The organism is Curtobacterium sp. VKM Ac-2887, assembly GCF_015350935.1.
In the GTDB taxonomy this organism is placed as follows: domain Bacteria; phylum Actinomycetota; class Actinomycetes; order Actinomycetales; family Microbacteriaceae; genus Curtobacterium.
The window spans coordinates 132,422-152,131 of record NZ_JADKSB010000003.1; the positions used below are offsets into that span (position 1 = coordinate 132,422).

Annotated in this window: 23 protein-coding genes; 13 read left to right on the top strand and 10 right to left on the bottom strand. The window is 71.2% G+C overall.

What is annotated here, in order from left to right; all coding sequences use genetic code 11:
* The first annotated feature begins 116 nt into the window (after nt 1-116).
* The gene (ald, locus tag ITJ69_RS04840; protein ID WP_194672160.1) at nt 117-1,217 is read left to right on the top strand and encodes an alanine dehydrogenase; all 1,101 of its coding nucleotides are present in this window, start codon (nt 117-119) and stop codon (nt 1,215-1,217) included.
* Between the two features lie 225 nt (nt 1,218-1,442).
* Here ald and ITJ69_RS04845 read toward each other — a convergent pair whose 3' ends face one another.
* Nucleotides 1,443-2,243 carry a tryptophan-rich sensory protein gene (locus ITJ69_RS04845; RefSeq protein ID WP_123292320.1) on the bottom strand — a complete coding sequence of 267 codons (801 nt, stop codon included), beginning with the start codon at nt 2,241-2,243 and terminating at the stop codon, nt 1,443-1,445.
* Nucleotides 2,244-2,407: 164 nt separating this feature from the next.
* On the opposite strand from ITJ69_RS04845, the gene ITJ69_RS04850 reads away from it, so the two are divergent.
* The 7 genes from ITJ69_RS04850 to ITJ69_RS04880 all read left to right on the top strand — a co-directional run bounded on the left by ITJ69_RS04850 (nt 2,408) and on the right by ITJ69_RS04880 (nt 9,651).
* The gene (locus ITJ69_RS04850) at nt 2,408-3,391 is read left to right on the top strand and encodes a magnesium and cobalt transport protein CorA (RefSeq protein WP_307860976.1); all 984 of its coding nucleotides are present in this window, start codon (nt 2,408-2,410) and stop codon (nt 3,389-3,391) included.
* A gap of 14 nt (nt 3,392-3,405) precedes the next feature.
* On the top strand, nt 3,406-5,520 hold the full coding sequence (locus ITJ69_RS04855; protein WP_194672161.1) for an alpha-galactosidase: 2,115 nt from the start codon (nt 3,406-3,408) through the stop codon (nt 5,518-5,520).
* 60 nt (nt 5,521-5,580) lie between these two features.
* Nucleotides 5,581-6,864, top strand: coding sequence for a chloride channel protein (locus tag ITJ69_RS04860; protein ID WP_123338757.1), 1,284 nt, complete (start codon nt 5,581-5,583; stop codon nt 6,862-6,864).
* Nucleotides 6,865-6,918: 54 nt separating this feature from the next.
* A complete protein-coding gene (locus ITJ69_RS04865; RefSeq protein ID WP_416354925.1) occupies nt 6,919-7,173 on the top strand; it encodes an antitoxin in 255 nt (84 codons plus the stop codon).
* A 133-nt stretch (nt 7,174-7,306) separates the two neighbouring features.
* Nucleotides 7,307-8,599, top strand: coding sequence for an aminotransferase class V-fold PLP-dependent enzyme (locus ITJ69_RS04870; protein ID WP_194672241.1), 1,293 nt, complete (start codon nt 7,307-7,309; stop codon nt 8,597-8,599).
* Complete coding sequence (gene sufU, locus ITJ69_RS04875) at nt 8,596-9,045, top strand: Fe-S cluster assembly sulfur transfer protein SufU (protein WP_131921813.1); 450 nt, start codon at nt 8,596-8,598, stop codon at nt 9,043-9,045. The genes ITJ69_RS04870 and sufU overlap by 4 nt, the downstream gene beginning before the upstream one ends.
* Nucleotides 9,046-9,180: 135 nt before the next feature.
* Nucleotides 9,181-9,651: a GNAT family N-acetyltransferase gene (locus ITJ69_RS04880; protein WP_194672162.1), complete on the top strand. Its 471-nt coding sequence runs from the start codon at nt 9,181-9,183 to the stop codon at nt 9,649-9,651.
* Here the strand turns inward: ITJ69_RS04880 and ITJ69_RS04885 are convergent.
* Genes ITJ69_RS04885 through ITJ69_RS04895 form a run of 3 tightly spaced genes read right to left on the bottom strand, consistent with a single transcriptional unit; the run spans nt 9,644 to nt 11,522 of the window.
* Nucleotides 9,644-9,967 carry a hypothetical protein gene (locus ITJ69_RS04885; protein ID WP_194672163.1) on the bottom strand — a complete coding sequence of 108 codons (324 nt, stop codon included), beginning with the start codon at nt 9,965-9,967 and terminating at the stop codon, nt 9,644-9,646. The genes ITJ69_RS04880 and ITJ69_RS04885 overlap by 8 nt on opposite strands.
* A gap of 28 nt (nt 9,968-9,995) precedes the next feature.
* The gene (locus ITJ69_RS04890) at nt 9,996-10,451 is read right to left on the bottom strand and encodes a hypothetical protein (RefSeq protein ID WP_194672164.1); all 456 of its coding nucleotides are present in this window, start codon (nt 10,449-10,451) and stop codon (nt 9,996-9,998) included.
* Between the two features lie 18 nt (nt 10,452-10,469).
* Nucleotides 10,470-11,522: a zinc-binding alcohol dehydrogenase family protein gene (locus ITJ69_RS04895; protein WP_194672165.1), complete on the bottom strand. Its 1,053-nt coding sequence runs from the start codon at nt 11,520-11,522 to the stop codon at nt 10,470-10,472.
* A gap of 95 nt (nt 11,523-11,617) precedes the next feature.
* Between ITJ69_RS04895 and ITJ69_RS04900 the strand changes: the two genes are divergently transcribed.
* Complete coding sequence (locus tag ITJ69_RS04900) at nt 11,618-12,193, top strand: TetR family transcriptional regulator (RefSeq protein ID WP_194672166.1); 576 nt, start codon at nt 11,618-11,620, stop codon at nt 12,191-12,193.
* Here ITJ69_RS04900 and ITJ69_RS04905 read toward each other — a convergent pair.
* From ITJ69_RS04905 to ITJ69_RS04920, 4 genes are all read right to left on the bottom strand, one after another.
* Nucleotides 12,147-12,602: a GNAT family N-acetyltransferase gene (locus tag ITJ69_RS04905; RefSeq protein ID WP_194672167.1), complete on the bottom strand. Its 456-nt coding sequence runs from the start codon at nt 12,600-12,602 to the stop codon at nt 12,147-12,149. The two genes, ITJ69_RS04900 and ITJ69_RS04905, sit on opposite strands and share 47 nt — an antisense overlap.
* A 61-nt stretch (nt 12,603-12,663) precedes the next feature.
* Nucleotides 12,664-13,239 (bottom strand): HdeD family acid-resistance protein, encoded by a 576-nt coding sequence (locus ITJ69_RS04910; protein ID WP_194672168.1) that lies wholly within the window; start codon nt 13,237-13,239, stop codon nt 12,664-12,666.
* Between the two features lie 52 nt (nt 13,240-13,291).
* The gene (locus ITJ69_RS04915) at nt 13,292-13,534 is read right to left on the bottom strand and encodes a hypothetical protein (protein WP_260235416.1); all 243 of its coding nucleotides are present in this window, start codon (nt 13,532-13,534) and stop codon (nt 13,292-13,294) included.
* A gap of 52 nt (nt 13,535-13,586) precedes the next feature.
* Nucleotides 13,587-14,069 carry a MarR family winged helix-turn-helix transcriptional regulator gene (locus tag ITJ69_RS04920; RefSeq protein WP_194672169.1) on the bottom strand — a complete coding sequence of 161 codons (483 nt, stop codon included), beginning with the start codon at nt 14,067-14,069 and terminating at the stop codon, nt 13,587-13,589.
* Nucleotides 14,070-14,130: 61 nt separating this feature from the next.
* Here ITJ69_RS04920 and ITJ69_RS04925 point away from each other — a divergent pair, with 61 nt between their 5' ends.
* The 3 genes from ITJ69_RS04925 (at nt 14,131) to ITJ69_RS04935 (ending at nt 16,477) form a co-directional block, all read left to right on the top strand.
* A complete protein-coding gene (locus tag ITJ69_RS04925; RefSeq protein ID WP_194672170.1) occupies nt 14,131-14,499 on the top strand; it encodes a VOC family protein in 369 nt (122 codons plus the stop codon).
* A 66-nt stretch (nt 14,500-14,565) separates the two neighbouring features.
* Nucleotides 14,566-15,969 carry an LLM class flavin-dependent oxidoreductase gene (locus ITJ69_RS04930; RefSeq protein WP_207895489.1) on the top strand — a complete coding sequence of 468 codons (1,404 nt, stop codon included), beginning with the start codon at nt 14,566-14,568 and terminating at the stop codon, nt 15,967-15,969.
* A gap of 4 nt (nt 15,970-15,973) precedes the next feature.
* Entirely contained in the window at nt 15,974-16,477 is a 504-nt protein-coding gene (locus ITJ69_RS04935) for a GNAT family N-acetyltransferase (protein ID WP_194672171.1), read from the top strand.
* Nucleotides 16,478-16,481: 4 nt separating this feature from the next.
* Here the strand turns inward: ITJ69_RS04935 and ITJ69_RS04940 are convergent, their stop codons facing one another.
* Both ITJ69_RS04940 and ITJ69_RS04945 read right to left on the bottom strand, forming a co-directional pair.
* Complete coding sequence (locus tag ITJ69_RS04940; protein WP_123292003.1) at nt 16,482-17,069, bottom strand: VOC family protein; 588 nt, start codon at nt 17,067-17,069, stop codon at nt 16,482-16,484.
* Nucleotides 17,070-17,186: 117 nt separating this feature from the next.
* A complete protein-coding gene (locus ITJ69_RS04945) occupies nt 17,187-17,942 on the bottom strand; it encodes an SGNH/GDSL hydrolase family protein (RefSeq protein ID WP_200849207.1) in 756 nt (251 codons plus the stop codon).
* A gap of 173 nt (nt 17,943-18,115) precedes the next feature.
* Between ITJ69_RS04945 and ITJ69_RS04950 the strand changes: the two genes are divergently transcribed.
* Nucleotides 18,116-19,675 carry an NCS1 family nucleobase:cation symporter-1 gene (locus ITJ69_RS04950; RefSeq protein WP_123292004.1) on the top strand — a complete coding sequence of 520 codons (1,560 nt, stop codon included), beginning with the start codon at nt 18,116-18,118 and terminating at the stop codon, nt 19,673-19,675.
* Nucleotides 19,676-19,710 lie beyond the last annotated feature (35 nt).

A 19,710-nucleotide genomic window follows, 5' to 3' on the forward strand; every position in this document is an offset into this window, starting at 1 on the left:
CGAATCTCATCGCACGGATGCGCCGTGCGTCGTCCGGATCTTCGGCCGTAACGTCACCGCAACGAATCCGGCGCTGAATGGTGTGGACGAGAGCACCACCCACGAAGGAGTCTGCGATGCGCATCGGCGTCCCCACCGAGATCAAGAACAACGAGTACCGCGTGGCGGCCACCCCAGCGGGTGTCGCGGAGCTGGCGCTGCACGGCCACCAGGTCCTGGTGCAGGCCGGCGCCGGCACCGGGTCGGCGTTCCCCGACGACGAGTACCGCACCGCGGGCGCCGAGATCGTCGACACCGCGGACGAGGTCTGGGCGCGCGCCGAGCTGATCCTGAAGGTCAAGGAGCCGGTGGCGTCCGAGTACCCGCTCATCCGTCCGGGCCAGGTGCTCTTCACGTACCTGCACCTGGCGGCCGACCGCCCGCTGACCGATGCACTCATCGACTCCGGAGCCACCGCGATCGCCTACGAGACCGTGCAGCTGCCGGACCGCTCGCTGCCCCTGCTGTCGCCGATGTCCGAGGTCGCCGGACGGCTGTCCGCCCAGGTCGGCGCCTACAACCTGATGCGCACGAACGGCGGACGCGGACTGCTGCTCGGTGGGGTGCCCGGCACGCCGAAGGGTCGTGTCGTCGTCATCGGCGGCGGGGTCGCGGGCGAGCACGCGGCGACGATGGCGCTCGGCATGGGGGCCGACGTGACGGTCTTCGACATCAGCCTGCCGCGGCTGCGCGCGCTCGACGCCCGGTTCGACGGGCGGATCACGACGCTGCGGTCGTCGGCGCACGCCATCGCTGCAGAACTCAGGGACGCCGACCTGGTGATCGGTTCCGTGCTCATCCCCGGGGCGTCCGCGCCGAAGCTCGTCACCGACGCCATGGTCGCGGACATGCGGCCGGGATCGGTACTCGTCGACATCGCGATCGACCAGGGCGGCTGCTTCGAGGGCTCGCACCCGACCACCCACGACGACCCGACGTTCGCGGTGCACGACACCGTGTACTACTGCGTGGCGAACATGCCCGGTGCCGTCCCGCGCACGAGCACGATCTCGCTGACGAACGCGACGCTGCCGTACGCCGTCGCGATCGCCGACCGCGGGTGGGAGGCCGCGCTGGCCGCCGACCCGTCGCTCGCCCTCGGCCTGAACGTGCACGCCGGCCAGGTCACGAACGAGGCCGTGGCGGCCGCGCACGGTTTGGTGGCGTCCGCGCGGTAGGCCCCGGCTGCGTCGCGCCGGGCCGGGCCCCGGGCCCCGGCCCCCGGCCCCCGGCCCCCGGCCCGCGAAAGCGACAGTCTGCCGCGGAACATCCGCGGCAGACTGTCGCTTTGGCGGCACGGACCGGATCGGCGCCGCGAGAAGTGTCGGTTTGCCGGCACAGACCGGGACAGACCGGGACAGACCGGGACAGACCGCCCCGGGCCGCCCCGCCCCGGCCCGCTGTCACGCCGTGCGCGCCGCCAGGCCACGCGCGCCGGACCAGCCCGCACGCGCCCGTACGGCGACCGTCACCACCACGACCGCGGCGGCTGCGACCACCGCGGCCACGGCGGTCGGCGTCGACACCAGCGGACCGTCGAGCCGCGCGACCGCCACCCACGCCAGACCCCAGGCCAGGGACAGCATCGGCGCCAGGCGACCCCGACCCCACACCGCCAGCAGCAGCCCGACGAGCCCGGCCACCGCTGCGACGAGCACACCCCAGACGTCCTGCCCGAGGTCGAAGCCCCGGAAGCCCGCTGCCGTCAGCACCGCGGCCGTGTTCGCTGCCGTCGCGACGCACACCCACCCGAGGTAGAGGCCGAACGTGCCGTCGGTGACGATCGCCTCGACGACGCCGGAGGGCTTCGTCCGTCGCAGGATCGTGAACGTCCACACCAGCACCGCGAGCAGGGCCACGATGATCGGCTCGCTCGCCCACAGGAACCCGAACTGCACCGACAGGATCCACGCCGCGTTGAGCAGCAGGGACAGGATCGCCGGCACCGCCAGCTTCGCGTGCCGGTCATCGTCCGACGTGCGGAAGAGCTGGCGGATGGCGTAGGCGATGAGGCCGACGTAGACGACGCTCCAGATCGAGAACGCCGGGCCGTCCGGTGCGATGGCGGTCGACGACGCGGACAGTGCTCCGCCGGCAGCGTCTTGGATCGGCGTCCCGCCGGCCGCGCCGGACCCGACGAACGCCCCGACCACCGCGACGACGGCACTCACGGCGACTGCGATGCGCTTCCAGATCCTCTTCATGACCGTTCCCTTCGTCAGCATGCTGATGACCTGAACCGTAGGCGGGCGGTCCTGTCGGGCGCGCAGCGTGCGTTCAGCCTGTGGGGGACGGCGGACTGGAGGCGCGTGGCGGGCCCGCCACGGGCCTCCCGTCCGAAAGCCGGTCACCTGCGTACGGTGGTCGCGTGAGCGTCGAGATGAACACCGTGTACGTCGACCGGATCGCCCCGATGGCGAGTCCGTCGCTGGACGACACCTTCCGGATGCTCGACGAGCAGGGCGCGAGCGCGTGCATCGTGCTGTACCAACCGGACGCGCAGGAGCTCGGCGACGTCGCGGTCGCCCTCGGCCTGCACGAGCTCGCGGTCGAGGACTCCGCCGAGGGGCACCAGCGGCCGAAGCTCGAGCGGTACGGCTCGACGCTCTTCGTGGTCCTCAAGCCCGCGCTCTACAACGACGGGCAGGAAGAGGTGGCGTTCGGCGAGGTGCACGCCTTCGTCGGAGAGGACTTCTTCCTCGTCGTGGTGAAGGCCGACCCACGCGGCAAGCCGACCGTCCCGCGAGCGCTGCAGCGGATGAGCGGCAAGCCCGGCCTGGTGACGGTCGGACCGCAGGCGCAGCTCTGGGCGCTGATGGACACGATCGTCGACGGCTACGTGCCGGTGATCGACGGGCTGGAAGAGGACATCAACCAGATCGAGGACCAGCTGTTCGCGGGCGAGGCCGGGGTCTCTCGGCGCATCTACGAACTGTTCGGCGAGGTCGTCGACTTCCAGCGTGCGGCCCGCCCGCTCATCCACATCATCGAGAACCTGCACCGCGGCGCCGAGAAGTACCACCTGCCGATCGAGATGCAGCGTCGGTTCCGCGACGTCCTCGACCACGCCATCCGCACGGTGGAGCGGTTGGACACGTTCCGGCAGCTGCTGCAGAACGCCCTGACCGTCGACTCCACCCTGGCGGCGCAGAAGCAGAACGACGACACGAAGAAGATCTCCGGCTGGGCGGCGATCCTGTTCGCCCCGACGCTCATCGCCGCCATCTACGGCATGAACTTCACGCACATGCCCGAGCTGACGTGGACCTGGGGCTACCCGCTGTCGATCGTGGGGATGATCCTGTTCGCCGCGATCCTGTGGGTCGTGTTCAAGGTCAAGCGCTGGTTCTGAGGAAGACTGGGGCCGTGACCTCGTACGACCTCGTCCACCTGACCGCCGGGGGCGTCTCCCTCGTCCTCGACTGCCGTGACCACGCGCTGCCCGCGGTGGTGCACTGGGGAGCAGCCCTCGGGCCACTCGACGACGACGCGCTCGTCGCACTCGCCGACGCGGACGTCGCCCCCGTGGCCCAGAACGAGATGGACGACCCCGTCCGTGTCGCCGTGCTGCCCGAGCCGAACCGCGGGTGGAGCGGACGACCCGGCCTGGCCGGACACCGCGACGGCCACGACTGGTCGCCGGCGTTCACCGTGCGGTCGCTCGACGTGACCGACACGACCGTCAGGGCCGAGGCTGCCGACGACACCGCGGGGCTCGCGGTCCGCGTGACGATCGAGGTGCTCGGCTCCGGACTCGTCCGTGCCCGGGCTGCCGTCACGAACACCGCCGACGGCGTCTACACGGTGGACGACCTGACGGTGGCGATGCCGATCCCGTCCGGTGCGCGCGAGGTCCTGGACTTCGCCGGTCGGTGGGGCAAGGAACGCACCCCGCAGCGCCGCGAACTCGTCGTCGGCACCCACCAGCGTGAGAGCCGGAAGGGCCGGACCGGTGCCGACGCCGCGACCGTCCTGACGGTGGGGGAGCCCGGCTTCGGCTTCGCCCGCGGTCAGGTGTGGGGCGTGCACACCGGGTGGAGCGGGAACCACCGGCACCACGCCGAACGCCTGTCGACCGGGCGCCAGGTGATCGGCGGCGGCGAACTGCTGCTGCCGGGCGAGGTCCGGCTCGGCACGGGCGAGACGTACGAGGGGCCGTGGGTGTGGTTCGCCCACGGTGACGGGCTCGACGAGCAGGCCCGACGCTTCCACCAGTGGCTCCGGAGCCGGCCGCAGCACCCGACGACGCCGCGGCCGATGACGATCAACGTCTGGGAGGCCGTGTACTTCGACCACGACCTCGCCCGGCTGACCGACCTGGCGGAGCGCGCCGCGGCCCTCGGGGTCGAGCGGTACGTGCTCGACGACGGGTGGTTCCGCGGCCGCCGGAACGACCACCTCGGGCTCGGCGACTGGTACGTCGACGAGGACGTCTGGCCCGACGGGCTCGGGCCGATCGTGGACCGTGTCCGGGCGCTCGGCATGGAGTTCGGCCTGTGGTTCGAACCCGAGATGGTGAACGAGGACAGCGACCTCGCCCGCGCCCACCCGGAGTGGATCATGCAGGCGGACGGCCGACTGCCGATGCGGTCCCGCGACCAGCAGGTGCTCGCCCTGGCGATCCCCGAGGCGTACGAGTACGTGCTCGAGCGGATGACGGCGATCATCGGCGAGTACGGCATCGAGTACGTCAAGTGGGACCACAACCGCGACCTGGTGGAGGCCGGGTTCCCCGGTGGCGGCGCGGCGGTGCACGAGCAGACCCTGGCGACGTACCGGCTGATGGCGACCCTGAAGGAGCGCTTCCCGACGCTCGAGATCGAGTCGTGCGCGTCGGGCGGCGCCCGGGTCGACCTCGGCGTGATCGAGCACACCGACCGCGTCTGGGTGTCCGACGACATCGACCCCCTCGAGCGGCAGCAGATGCACCGGTGGACGCAGCAGCTCCTGCCCCCGGAACTCCTCGGCGCGCACATCGCGAGCGGCAGGAACCACTCGACGGGCCGCGTCCACGACCTGGCCTTCCGGGCAGGCACTGCGCTCGTCGGGCACCTGGGCATCGAGTGGGACCTCACCGAGGCGACGGCGGAGGAGTCGGCGTCGCTGGCCGAGTGGATCGCGCTGTACAAGGAGCTGCGCGGGCTGCTGCACGGCGGCGACCTGGTGCGCATGGACGAGGTCGACGACTCCCGGCTCGTGTACGGCACGGTCACGCCGGACCGGCAGCAGGCCGTCTTCTTCCTGGCGAGCATCGGGCGGTCTGAGGCGTCCGGCACCGGTCGGGTCACCTTCCGCGACCTCGACCCGGACGTCTCGTACCGCGTCGACCCGATCGTGGTCGGTGACGGGCACGGGATCGTCCGGCCGGACTGGTGGAGCGGCGCACGGGTGTTCAGCGGTCGGGTGCTCGGCGCGGTCGGCCTGCACCCGCCGCTCATGCCCGCCGACTGCGTGGTCCCGTTCCGTCTGACGGCCGTCTGACGGCAGGTGGGACGACCGGGAGGCCCGGTGCCGGTGATCGGAGCCGCTAGGGTTTCCGACATGCCGCGCTCCGGACACGCGACCCCCGTCTGGGCGCTCAAGCTCGCCGTCGTCACCGCCCTGGTGGGCGTCTCCGGCGGCATCGCCGGCATCGCCGTGTGGCTCGCGCTGCAGCTCATCCAGTTCGTGGCCTTCGGGTACGGCTTCGGTGGGCACCTCGAGGCGGCGGACGCACCGTCGGCGCTGAACCGGTTCCTCGCCCTCGTGGCCGCCGGTGTCCTGACGGGCTTCGCCTGGTGGGCGCTCCGGCGCTGGGGGCGTCCGATCGTGTCGGTCACCGCGGCGGTCGGCGGCAAGCGGATGCCCGCACTCGCGACCCTGGCGAACGCCGGCGTGCAGATCCTGGCGGTCGGGCTCGGCGCCTCGATCGGCAAGGAGGTCGCCCCGCGCGAGGTCGGCGCCTGGCTCTCCCAACTCGTCACCCGTCGTGCCGGTCTCACCCCGCGCGAGACGAAGATCCTGGTCGCCTGCGGAGCGGCAGCGGGCCTCGCCGCGGTGTACGACGTCCCGCTCGGCGGTGCGCTGTTCGCCGTCGAGGTCCTGCTCGGCGAGATCAGCTTCGCCACGGCCCTGCCCGCGTTCGCCACGAGTGCCGTCGCCGCGTTCGTCGCCCGGCTCGTGATCCCGGACGAGGTGCTCTACCACGTGCCGGCGATGCACATGTCGCCGTCACTGCTCGTCTGGGCGATCATCGTCGGGCCCGTCCTCGGCCTGGCGGGCGTCGGGTTCGTGAAGCTCACCAACCGGCTGCAGGGCATCGCGCCCAAGGGCTGGCACCTGCTCGTCGTGCTGCCGGTGGTGTTCGCGATGGTCGGGCTCATCGCGGTGCCGTTCCCCGAGATCCTCGGCAACGGGCGGGCGCTGGGCATCGTCGCGATGAACGCCTCGCTCGACGACGACACCGTCGCCGGCCTGGCGCCGATCGTGCTGCTCCTGCTGCTCGGCGTCGTCCGCACGATCACCACGTCGGCCACGATCGGTGCCGGCGCGGTCGGCGGCACCCTGACACCATCGATCGCGATCGGTTCGGCGATCGGTGGCGGCCTCGGTGGCGCGTGGCTCCTGCTCTGGCCGGCTGACGGCCCGGGCCTGGCGGCCTTCGCGTTCGTCGGCGCCGCGGCGTTCCTGGCGACCACGATGCGGGCCCCGTTCACGGCGCTCGTCCTGGTGGTCGAGTTCACCCAGGAGGGCACCGACATCCTCATCCCGTCGCTGCTCGCGGTGTCCGGGGCGGTCGCGGTCGGGTACGTCCTGGCACGTCGACGCAGCGCACAGATGGTGTGAACACTTCGTCACGGTCCGGGACAGACGACGGTTCTGCGGCCTACGATCTGCGGCATGACGGAGCGACGGGCTCCGCACCGAGCTGAGGAGCAGGCCATGGCGGGGTTCGACGACATCACGAAGAAGGCCCAGGACTTCCTGAAGGACAACAAGGTCCAGGGCGCCCTGAAGAGCGAGAAGGCCGAGGACATCAGCGACCAGGTCCTCGGGGGCGTCGCCGACGCGGTCAAGAAGGCCACCGGCGGCAAGTACGACGACAAGATCGACGGTGCCCGCGACGCTGCGGACAAGAAGATCGGCAACGAGTAGCCCCACCGTGCGACGGCCCAGGACCGGCGTGGTCCTGGGCCGTTGCCGTGCCGACTGGACGCCGCCGGGAACAACGGCCACCATTGACGGGTTGCTCCGGACAGCAACACCAGGAGGACGAGACGTGACAGTCGTGGCGCCGAACCAGCCGCTCACCGAGGCCGAGGTCGAGACGATCAAGTCGGACTTCCCGATCCTCGCGCAGGACGTGAACGGGCAACCGTTGGCGTACCTGGACTCCGGGGCGACGGCGGAACGCCCGACCCAGGTCCTCGACGCCGAGCGCCGGTTCCTCCAGCACGACAACGCCGCCGTGCACCGCGGCGCGCACACGCTCGCGGCCCTGAGCACCGATGCCTACGAGGACGCCCGTGCCACCGTCGCCGACTTCATCGGCGCTGCCGGTCCGAGCGAGGTCGTGTGGACCGCGAACGCCACCGACGCCCTCAACCTCGTTGCCTACGGCATCGCGAACGCCAGCCGTGGCCGCGGCGGGGTCGACGCCGCTCGCTTCCGCATCGGACCGGACGACGAGATCCTGGTCACCGAGGCCGAGCACCACGCGAACCTCGTGCCGTGGCAGGAACTCGCCGCGCTGACCGGTGCGACGCTCCGCTGGGTCCCGGTCGCCGACGACGGCACCTGGACCGCCGAGGACGCCGCGGCCCTGATCACCGACCACACCAAGGTCGTCGCGTTCGCGCACGTCTCGAACGTCACCGGCATGGTCGCCCCCGTCGAGCAGATCGTCGGTCTCGCCCACGCCCGCGGCGCACTGGTCGTCCTCGACGCCTGCCAGTCCGCGCCGCACCGGCCGCTCGACGTGCAGCAGCTCGGCGTCGACTTCGCCGCGTTCTCCGGGCACAAGATGCTCGGTCCGAACGGCATCGGCGTGCTCTGGGGCCGCAGCGAGCTGTTGAACGCGCTGCCCCCGTTCCGCACCGGCGGGTCCATGATCACCACCGTGACCATGGAGGCGTCGGAGTTCATGCCGGCACCCGAGCGGTTCGAGGCCGGCACGCAGCCCGTCTCGCAGGCCGTCGCCCTGGCCGAGGCCGTCCGCTACCTGCAGGGCATCGGCATGGAGCGTGTCCGCGCGCACGAGGAGCACCTCGCCCGGCGCATGCTCGACGGCCTGGCCGCCGTCCCCGGCATCCGCGTGGTCGGTCCGCCGGTCGGCGTCCCGCGATCGGGCCTGGTGTCGTTCGACGTCGACGGTGTGCACGCCCACGACGTGTCGCAGTACCTCGACGCGCAGGGCATCGCCGTCCGCTCGGGGCACCACTGCGCCCAACCCCTGCACCGCCGACTCGGCCTGGTCGCCACCAGCCGCGCGAGCACCTACGTCTACACGACCGAGCACGACGTGGACCGGTTCATCGCGGCCGTCGGCGAGGTCCGCGGCTACTTCGGAGCGACCGTATGAACTCCCTCGACAGCCTGTACCAGCAGGTCATCCTCGACCACGCCAAGGCCCGGCACGGCGACGGCGACCTGCCCGACGCCGACGCCTCGCACTTCGAGCGCAACCCCACGTGCGGCGACGAGATCACCGTCCGCATCCGCCTCGAACCGGGCACCGACCGCATCGCCGGTCTCGCCTGGCAGGGCGACGGCTGCTCGATCTCGATGGCCTCGGCATCGGTCCTCACCGACATGGCCGTGGGCCGCACGGTCCCGGAGCTCCTCGCACTGACCGACGAGTTCCGCACGATGATGCGCTCCCGCGGCGTCGGCGAGCCCGACGAGGACGTCCTAGAGGACCTCATCGCCTTCCACGGCGTCTCGAAGTTCGTCATGCGGGTCAAGTGCGGCATGCTCGCCTGGGTCGCGGCGGAAGCCGCCGCGCGTGAGGCGACGGCGTCCCGCTGAGCCGGGTGCGGCTCGCGATCGCGACCACGTGACGGCCAGGAGGCCCGTGGCGGGGCCGCCACGCGCCTCCCGTCCGCAGCTGGTCACCGACCGGGCCCCGAACGGCTTGAATGGTGTGCCTGTCGGAGGGGCGCGATGATCTTCGAGACGGAGCGACCCGGCGCAGGCAGGGCCGACGCGATCGTGCGGGACTACCTGACCGAGGTCGCGTCGCGGTGGTTCGGGCGGGCGGCGACGCCGGCCGAGGTCGACCGCGCGATGCTCGACGAGCCCTTCGACGACCTGCAAGGGGACTCCGGGCTGTTCGTCGTCGCCTCGGACGGGGGAGCGGTGGTCGCGTGTGCCGGCGTGCGTTTCGTGGGTGTCGTCGGTGAGCTGACGAAGGTTTTCACGCTGCCGGATTGCCGCGGTCGGGGTGTCGGTTCGGCACTCCTGCGGCACGTCGCGGAGGTCAGCCGGGCGCGCGGGATCACGTCGCTGCGGCTCGACACCCGGGCCGAGCTCGCCGAGGCCTGTGCCCTCTACGAGCGGCTCGGGTTCGTGCAGGTCGCGCCGTTCAACGACGACCCGTACTCCGACCGCTGGTACGCGAAGCCGCTCAGCTGACCGCGCCGATCTCGCGGAGCGCATCGCCGACCGTGATGCGCTCGTCGCGTTCCTGCGCTCGTGCCCAGCGGGCTTTCGCGAGCGCGACGGCCCGGTCGTCGAGACCGAGGAGCTCGTAGAGACCGTCCAGTTCTCGGGGAACGAGGTCGGCGAGCGGCAGGGGGAACTTCCGGTCGGGGCTGGCGTAGCTCTGCTGGGCGAGCTGGTCGAGGAGGCCCGGGTCGGTCTCTCGCTGTTCCATGAGCAGGACGACGGTTCGCGACCTCGTCATCATGAGGAAGGCGGACCGCACGTTCTCGTCCGGGTCGGTCGCCAAGGTGATCTCGACGGCGAGGGGGAGGTCCTCACGCGAGCTCCCAGCGCTGCGAGGTGTCCCCTCGAACCGCCGTGAGCATGTCCGGGTGGACGCCGAAGGCGCGCTCGCCGAGTTCCGGTCGCAGAGCGGGCGGGCGGGAGCCGTCCCCGACGCGCGCCGTGGGGAAGCCGACGCCCGCGTAGACGGTGTGGGCGATCGGGAGGAACTGGAGTGCCTCGTGGAGTGCGGTCGCGGCGTCGTGCACCGCCAGGGCAGTCACGTCGCCGTCGGCGGCATCGAGTGCCGCGGCGTACGCCGTCAGCGCCGTGTGCTGCTGGTCCATCGCCCGGGTGAACATCTCCTTGCCCCGGGCCGCGTCGCCGATGCGCCGCGGATCGAGGTGCAGGGTCACGGAGCTCGGATCCTGCAGGTGGCCCCGTGGCGTGCCGCCGCCCGACATCGTGAAGCTGAAGGTCTCGTCGTCGGGCACGTCGGCATCGGTCACGTCGCTGACGCTACCGGGTCAGGGGAGCGTGACGACGAGCTTCCGGGCAGAGACACCGGCGCGGAGCTCGGCGAGGGCCTCCGGGATCGCGGCGAGTCCGGATCCGACGACGGATGCGGTCGGCGTCGCCTGGTACCGACCGGTGCGGAGTGCCTCGGGCAGGAAGTCGCGGTAGATCGCGGGGCCGACCTCCGATTCGGTCGGGCGGCCGCCCCAGATCGCGGTGATGTGGATGCCGTGTCGACGCTCCAGCCGCGCACGGATCGTCGTCACCGGCGTCGGGTACGCCGATGCGAGTCGGCCGGACCCGGTGGCTGCCCGGACGATCGGGAGCGTACGGGGCAGCGAGCCCTGGCCGAAGGCGAGGGTACCGACGAGCTCGCGGTCGGCGACTGCGTCGAGGACGCGGCGTGCGGCACCGTCGTCGCGGTAGTCGAACACGGCCTCGGCACCGAGGGACTGCACGAACCCGTGGTTCTTCGGCGACGCGGTGCCGATCACGGCGTGCCCGGCGGCCCGGGCGAGCTGGACGGCGTTGGCCCCGACGCTCGTCGACGCGCCCCACACCAGGACGACCCCCGGGCGCTCGGACGTGTCGGCCGTCGGGAGTGACAGCGCGAGCTGATCCGGTTCGAAGAGCCCGGCCGCTGCGGTCGAGACGGCGAGCGGCAGGACCGCTGCCTGCTCGGCGCGCAGGTCGTCCGGCACCGGGGTCGTCACACGTTCGAGCAGGAGGACCTGGCGCTGGAAGGCTCCTTCGGCGGAGCTGTTCCGATGCTGCTCCTGCCCCGCTGCGTGCCCGACGACCCGGTCGCCCACGCGGAAACGCTCGGCGCCGGCGCCGGTCGCGACGACGGTGCCGGCGACGTCCGACCCGAGCACCGCCGGGAACCGGAGCTTCGGGAACACCAGGTGTCGGAAGAGTCCGCCGACGGCGTCGACCGGGTTCACGGCGACGGCTTCGGCCCGGACGACGAGTTCGCCGGGGCCGGGCTGGGGGACCGGCGCGGGGCCGACGGTGAACTGCCCGGTCGACGTGGTCCAGAGTGCTGCGTTGTCCGTTGACGACATGGTGTCCGGATCCCTTGCTCGAAGTGGGTCATGACACGACGTGTCATCGACCATTCAATCATGACACGGCGTGTCATCACCACTACTGTTGACCCATGCGTTGGTCTCCGGATGCCCGAGGGCGACTCGAGCGAGCGGCCTTCGAGCTCTTCGCCGAGCAGGGCTACTCGGCGACGACCGTGCCGCAGATCACCGCACGTGCGGGGCTCACCACCCGGACCTTCTTCCGGTACTTCGCCGACAAGCGCGAGGTGATCTTCGCCGGCGACGAGATCCCCGACCTCGCCCGAGCCGCCATCGAGGCCGCGCCGGCAGGGATCGACCCGCTCGACATCGTCGTGCACGGTCTCCGCCAGGTCGCCGACGGGCGGTTCGAGGGGCATCACGACCAGGTCGGTGCGGTGCGGCGGCTGGTGCTGTCCGAGCCCTCACTGCGGGAGCGTGACGCCCGGAAGCGCGCTGACCTCACCGACGCGGTCCGTGCGGCGTTCGTCGCTCGTGGCCTCGACCGGCCCGAATCCGCTGTGATCGCGGAGACGACCGTGATGCTCTTCCACCTGGCACTCGAAGCATGGCTCACGGGCCCCGCCGAGCGCCGGATGGCCGACGCGGTCGACGAGCAGCTCAGGATGCTCCGTACCGTGCTCGGTCCGGAGCGCGCAGGGTCATGAAGACGTCGACGTCGCCCTCGGTGTCGACGACGAAACCGTGCCGTTCGTAGAGCCGGCGCGCGGCGCTGCCCTGCAGGACGTTGAGTCGCGTCGCACCCGTGTGGGGCTCGGCCAGGACGGTCCGGAGCACTGTCGATCCGACGCCCCGCCCCTGGACCTCCGGCGCGAGGTAGAAGTGCTCGACCCACCGGGTGTCGGCGTCCGGCCGCACGGTGATCGAGCCGCGATCACACCCGTCGACCACGACGACCCGGGTGTGCTCGGGCGCGAAGGCATCACGCATCCGCCCGCGGACCCGGACCGCGTCGAAGCGGCCGAGACGCTCCAGGTCGGCACGGAGGACCTGTGCACGCAGCTCGACGAGCCACTCGATGTCCTCGGGGATGCTGTTCCGCAGGGTGACGTCCACCCGTCGAGCCTAGGAGTCGTCGGCGCCGATCCCGTGACGGGCCCCTGCGCAGCGGCCGTGGTCAGGCCGCTCGACCGGCGGTCGTGGCGGATCGGTCAGCGCGTCCGACGGTGACCCCGAGGGCGATCTGCACGATGCCGAACAGGATCAGGAAGCCGGCGATGGCGACGACGGCCAGCGCTGCCCCGATGGACGGCAGGTTGATGACGAGCACGCCGATGACGATGCTGAGCACCGCGGCGCCGATCGTCAGGGCACGGTTCGTCGGTGTCGGGGCGTAGAGCAGCGTGATGCCCTCGACCAGCCAGGCGAAGCCGATCACGAACGCGATCCACCGCACCCCGACCGGCGGGGCGACGAGCGCCACGATGCCCCCGGCGAGGATCAGCGCACCGAGGACGACCAAGCCGATGCGGCGGCCGGTGCCGATCCCGCGGGCGAACGCACGGACGATCATCGACAGACCGGACACCACCAGGTAGATGCCGAACACCCACGCGACCGCGAACAGTGTCGCGTGCGGAAGCACGAGTGAGGCGACACCGACGAGGACCGCCACGATGCCGACGATCAGCAGCGCGGTCCGCAGTCGTCGATCCCCGCCGACGTCGGTGACGACGTCGTCCTGCAGCGCCATGGTGTCCGCCCTTCCCTGAGAGGATCTGGTCCTGCGCGCTTCTGCGTCAGGGCTACTCCTCTGAACCGCCCGTGTCCGGTGCCGATGCGGACGCATCGGTCCGCGCGGGGTCGGTCCGGCTCGGCGGGCGCGCCGGCCACGTGACGAGCAGCAGCACCGCGAGCGGGCCGAACAGCAGCGTCAGGAGGAACCAGGTCCACGCCGATCGGTTCCGGGTCCGGGCGTACCCACCGGCGAGCATCGCGACGCTGAGCCAGAGGCTCGACAGGTACAGGCCGGTGAAGTCCTCGTGCACGAACGGTTCCCTTCGAGAGATACATCAATACCGGTCGAAGGGTAGCGCGTCCTCAGACCGTGCTGGCCTCGTCGTCGCTGGTGCGGCGGAGTGAGCGCACCATGCTGCGCAGCGCCCCCCGCGCCGCCACCTGCTGCTCACCCGACAACCCGTCGAGCATCCGGACCTCGACGCCGCGGACAGCCGCGCTCGCGAGCTCGAGGCTCGCCCGCCCGCTCGCCGTCAACCGCGTCGGGAGCGCCTTGCCCACCGGCGCCTCGGTGGCCCGCGTCACGAAGCCGTCCCGTTCCAGGGCCTGCAGCAGCACGTTCATCGACTGCCGCGTGACGAAGGCGCCGCGTGCGAGCTCGGAGTTCGACAGCCCGGGCCGCTGTGCCAGGAGTTCGAGGCACGAGTAGTGCGTCATCGTCATGCCGAGCGGGCGCAGCACGGCCTCCATCGCAGCGCGGAGCGCGCTCGCGGCTTCCTTGAGCAGGTATCCGAGGGACGTCTCGAGGTCGATGACGTCGCTGCTGTCGGTGCCGTCTTGACTCATGTCAGGAGTCTGACATAGGTTGTGCCGTGTCAGAAGACTGACACAACCGAAGGAGCACCACATGCCCGTCACCGGCCCCGACTTCATCTCCCTGCAGACCCGCGACCTGGCGGCGTCGCAGGCGTTCTACGAGCAGTACCTCGGTCTCGTCCGCTCCCAGGCCGGCCCGCCACACGCCGTCGTCTTCGAGACGACGCCCATCGCCTTCGCGCTGCGGGACGTCGTCCCCGGCACCGACCTCGACGCGGTCTCGCAACCGGGCATCGGGGCGGCGATCTGGCTGCACTCGACCGACGTGCAGGCCATCCACGACGCCCTGGTGGCCGACGGCCACACGATCGTGTCGGCACCGATCGACGGCCCGTTCGGCCGGACGTTCACGTTCGCCGACCCGGACGGCTACCAGGTCACGCTCCACGACCGCGCCTGAGCTGCGGCCGTCACGCTTCGTCACGATGGATGACGGACGCAGACCCCGCACGTAGCGTCGCCAAGCGTGACCAGCAGCAGCGAACCCCGGCAGATCCGCTTCAACGCGTTCGACATGAACTGCGTCGCCCACCAGTCCTCCGGGCTGTGGCGGCACCCGCGCGACCGATCGCGGGACTACCGCGACCTGACGTACTGGACGGACCTGGCGAAGACGCTCGAAGGCGGGGCGTTCGACGGCATCTTCATCGCCGACGTGCTGGGCACGTACGACGTGTACGGCGACTCGAACGAGGCCGCGCTCCGCACGGGCTCGCAGGTGCCGGTCAACGACCCGATCCTGCTGGTGTCGGCGATGGCGTCGGTGACCGAGCACCTCGGCTTCGGGATCACGGCGGGCACGGCGTACGAGCACCCGTACCCGTTCGCCCGGCGGATCTCCACGCTCGACCACCTGACCAAGGGGCGCGTCGGCTGGAACGTCGTCACCGGCTACCTGCCGAGCGCCGCACGGAACATGGGCCAGACCGACCAGCTGTCGCACGACGACCGCTACGACGTGGCCGACGAGTACCTCGAGGTCCTCTACAAGCTGTGGGAGGGCTCGTGGGAGGACGACGCGGTCGTCGCCGACCGCGCGTCCGGCGTCTTCACCGACCCGGCGAAGGTGCACCCGATCGAGCACCACGGCAAGCACTTCGACGTGCCGGGCATCCACCTGTCCGAGCCGTCGGTGCAGCGTTCGCCCGTCATCTACCAGGCGGGCGCGTCGCCGCGCGGCATCCGCTTCGCAGCGGAGAACGCCGAAGCCGTCTTCGTGGGCGCACCGACCGTCGAGCAGCTCGCGTCGACCGTCGCGAAGGTCCGTGACGCCCTGGAGGCAGCTGGTCGCGACCGGTACGCCGCTCGCGTCTACACACTGCTCACCGTGATCACGGACGCCACCGACGAGCTGGCCCAGGCGAAGTACGAGGACTACCTGTCGTACGCGTCGGAGCTCGGTGCGCTGGTGCTCAACTCCGGCTGGATGGGCGTCGACCTGTCGCAGTGGGACCTCGACGAGCCCCTCGGCGATGTCGAGTCGAACGCGATCCAGTCGGCTGCGGCCAACATCGCGGCGGCCACCGGCGAGGACGGCAGCTCGTGGACGATCCGCGACCTCGCCCGGCACACCGCGATCGGCGGGCTCGGGCCGGTCGCCGTCGGCGGGGGCGCGACCATCGCGGACCGCCTGCAGGAGATCCAGGAACGCACCGACGTCGACGGGTTCAACCTGGCGTACGCGGTGACCCCGGGCACGTGGGAGGACGTCATCGAGTTCGTCATCCCCGAACTCCGGGCGCGCGGGGCGTACCCGACCGGCTACGAGCCCGGTTCGCTGCGGCACAAGCTGCACGGCCGCGGTGACCGGCTGCCCGAGGAGCACCGTGGAGCGTCGTTCAGGATCGGCAGCAGCGCGGTCGTAGGCTGACCGGGTGATCGAACCGTCCGTGTCCGTGCGTCCAGCGGCCCCGGACGAGGTGTCGGCCTGTGTCGACCTGTGGGTCGCAGCGGTCGCGGCACGGGACAGCGTTCCGGAATCCGATGCGGTGCGAGCCCGCGCGGTGTCGAAGTTCGCCGTGCCTCGGGTCGCCCTGCTCGTCGCTGTCGGAGCGGCCGGTGCGATCGACGGCTTCGCGCTCGTGACGGCGCCGGGGTCCGGGCGGTCGACCGACCCGTCCGACGCCGCCTACCTGTCGCTGCTCGCCGTCCGCCCGGACGTGCAGGCGCGGGGTGTCGGGCGTGCGCTCCTGGCCGCGTCGGTCGACGCGGCGTCGGCGGCGGGACACCCCGCGGTGGTCCTGCACGCACTCGCCGGCAACGAGCGAGCGCTGCGGCTCTACGAAGCCGGCGGGTTCCGGGCGGACGGGGTCGAGTTCCCGCACGCCCTGACGGGCGGGCCGACGCGGACGTACATCGCGACGGCCCCGGCGCGCTGAACCGTCAGACGCGCCACTTCGGTCGCGGGGCGTGGTCCTCGTACGACTGCCGACTCGGGTAGGTGATCAGCTCGATCGTCGATCCCCACGGCGTTCCGACGTACACGAACCGGTTGCCGAACCCACCCTCGTTGCCGCCGAGGTCACGCGGGTCGGCGTACCGCTGGCCGCCCGCCGTCTCGATGTGCGACAGCGCGTGGTCGATGTCGTCGACGTAGAACGCCACGTGCTGCCAGCCGAGGTCGCTCGCGCGGACGGCCGGGCGCTGGTCGGGGCCGTGGTACTCGAAGAGCTCGAGTCCCGGCCCGTTCGGCAGCGCGAGCATACGCAGTGCCCCCTGGGCCATGGTCTTCGGGATGCCGAGGCGCCGCTGGACGTCGGGTTCACCGCGGAGCGGTTCGCTCCGGAGGAACCGGTCGTACAGGGGGACGGCGTCGAGTCCCAGGACGAAGAAGTCGGTGGCCTGGTCGATGTCGGGCACGGTGAGGCCGATGTGGTCGATGCCGTGTGCGGTGCTGGGGGTGCCCGTCGGGGTGGTGACGGTTGCAGGACGTGTCGCGGTGGTGCCGGATGGGCGTGGCGCAGTGTGCATGGTGCCGTCTCCCCTGAGTTCGGCTCGGACGTGGATCACCCGAGTAGAACGGCTGTTCGCGGGGGAGGACAAGCGGAGCGCGGGACGCGTGCGGAGAACCGCCGCGATCGTGCGTGATCAGTCGACGGGGGTCCACGCCGGGTAGGTTGCCGAGCGTCCGTCGCCCGAGGACCGCCGGGTGACGCGGCGCTGTACCCAGGGCAGGACGTGCTCGCGGTAGTAGCGGAGTTCCTCGGAGAGTCGGGTGCGGCCGGTCTGTTCGGACGCCGGCTCGATCGGTGCCGGTCCGTCCTCGATCGCGTGCAGGGCGAGGTCCGCGACGCGCTGGTGGCCGGTGTCGTTCATGTGCAGCCGGTCCTCGGACCAGAACTCGGCACGGCGCAGGTGCGGATCACGGGACACGTCGACGAAGGGCAGGTCGTACCGGTCGGCGAGGTCGGCGAGGGCGTCCGCCCAGGCGTCGCCGCGCGCGTTGATGAGGCGTCCGAGGGGGAGTCGTGCGCTCGGGTCGGCGGGGCTCAGCAGCGCCAGCCGGACCCCGCGGCCCAGGACCGTGTCGACCGCCGCTTCGAGTGGTGCGATGAGGGCGTGGGCGTCGAACCGTGGCCGCAGCAGGTCGTTGCCGCCCGCGCAGAACGTGATCAGCGTCGGTGCGGGGTCGAGTGCGAGAGCCGCGTCGAGCTGCTCTCCGAGGACCCCGGCGAGCAGGCGCCCGCGGACCGCGAGGTTGGCGTACCGGACGTCTGCGTCGTGCGCACGGGCCATGCCGCTCGCGAGTCGGCCGGTCCAGCCGGGGAACGGTACGGCGCCGGCGTCGCCGATGCCCTCCGAGAAGCTGTCGCCGATCGCGACGTAACGGATGGTGTCGGGCATGCGGCCATCATCGTGCACATGTCTGTGCACGTTCTGGTGTGGAACGAGCGTTTCAGGACAGCGACCACGACACACGACCGTTACACGAGGGAAACGGCGGGCGCGAAGAGGCTCCCTAACTTCTGTGGTGGAGGCGATCACCGCCTCCCCACCCCACTCCCTCGGAGGACGCCATGGCTACCGATCTCGTGACACCCGTCGCAGCGCCCCACGCCCCCACCACGACCGCCGCACCCGCTGGTGCCGGCGTCGTCAAGCCCGGGTACGACCCGGCGCTCACGAACGAGGACCTCGCCCCGCTGCGCAAGCAGAGCTGGACGAGCTACAACTTCTTCGCCTTCTGGATGTCCGACGTGCACTCGGTCGGCGGCTACGTCACCGCCGGGTCGCTCTTCGCACTGGGCATCGCGAGCTGGCAGGTGCTCATCGCCCTGGTGGTCGGCATCCTGATCGTGCAGGTCTTCGCCAACCTCGTCGCCAAGCCGTCGCAGCGCACCGGCGTGCCCTACCCGGTCATCAACCGTGCGGTGTTCGGGGTGCTCGGGGCGAACGTGCCCGCGATCATCCGCGGGCTGATCGCGATGGCCTGGTACGGCGTGCAGACGTTCCTCGCCGCGCAGTCGCTCAACATCATCTTCCTGAAGTTCATCCCCGCCTCGGCCGGGTTGCTCGACCACTCGTTCCTGGGGCTGTCAGCGCTCGGGTGGATCTCGTACGCGATCCTGTGGGTCGCGCAGGGGGCCCTGTTCTGGATGGGCATGGAGGCCATCAAGAAGTTCATCGACTGGGCGGGCCCGGCGGTGTACGTCGTGATGATCGCGCTGGCGATCTACCTCGTCAGCCAGGCCGGCATCGGCAACATCTCGTTCACGCTGTCGGTGGGGGAGCCGCTCTCGTTCGGCGCGTCGATCCCGGTCATGCTCTCCGCGGTCGCCCTGGTGGTCAGCTACTTCTCCGGCCCGATGCTCAACTTCGGTGACTTCTCGCGCTACGGCAAGTCCTTCGCGGCCGTCAAGCGGGGCAACTTCTGGGGCCTCCCGATCAACTTCCTGTTCTTCTCGGTGCTCACCGTGCTGTGTGCGAGTGCGACCGTGCCGGTCTTCGGCAAGCTCATCACCGACCCGATCGAGACCGTGCAGGCGATCGGCGCCCCGTTCGCGATCCTGCTCGGCGGCCTGACCTTCGTCACGGCGACGGTCGGCATCAACATCGTCGCGAACTTCATCAGCCCCGCGTTCGACTTCTCGAACGTCGCTCCACGCAAGATCTCGTGGCGAGCCGGCGGCATGATCGCCGCGGTCGGCTCCGTGCTGCTGACCCCGTGGAACTGGTACGGCAACGACCAGGCCATCCTGTACACGCTCGGGGTGCTCGGCGCCCTCATCGGCCCGCTGTTCGGCATCCTGATCGCCGGGTACTACATCGTCGGGAAGCAGCGCATCGCCGTCGACGACATGTACACGAAGGACACCTCGGCCCGGTACTGGTACCGCGGCGGCTTCAACCCGAACGCCATCGGTACCCTCGTCGTCACCGGGGTGGTCTCGGTCGCCAGTGCGGTCCTGCCGCCCGCGCTCGGGATCCTGCCGGGGCTGAACAACTACAGCTGGTTCATCGGCTGCGGCCTGGGACTCGTGGTGTTCTGGGGACTCGAGCGGGTCCGGCCGAGCATGCCGGAACTCGCCTCGGACGACCCGACGGTCGACGACGGCGCCGCCGTCGGACGAGCCTGAGACGCCGCAGCGACACCGCACCACCAGCGACACCC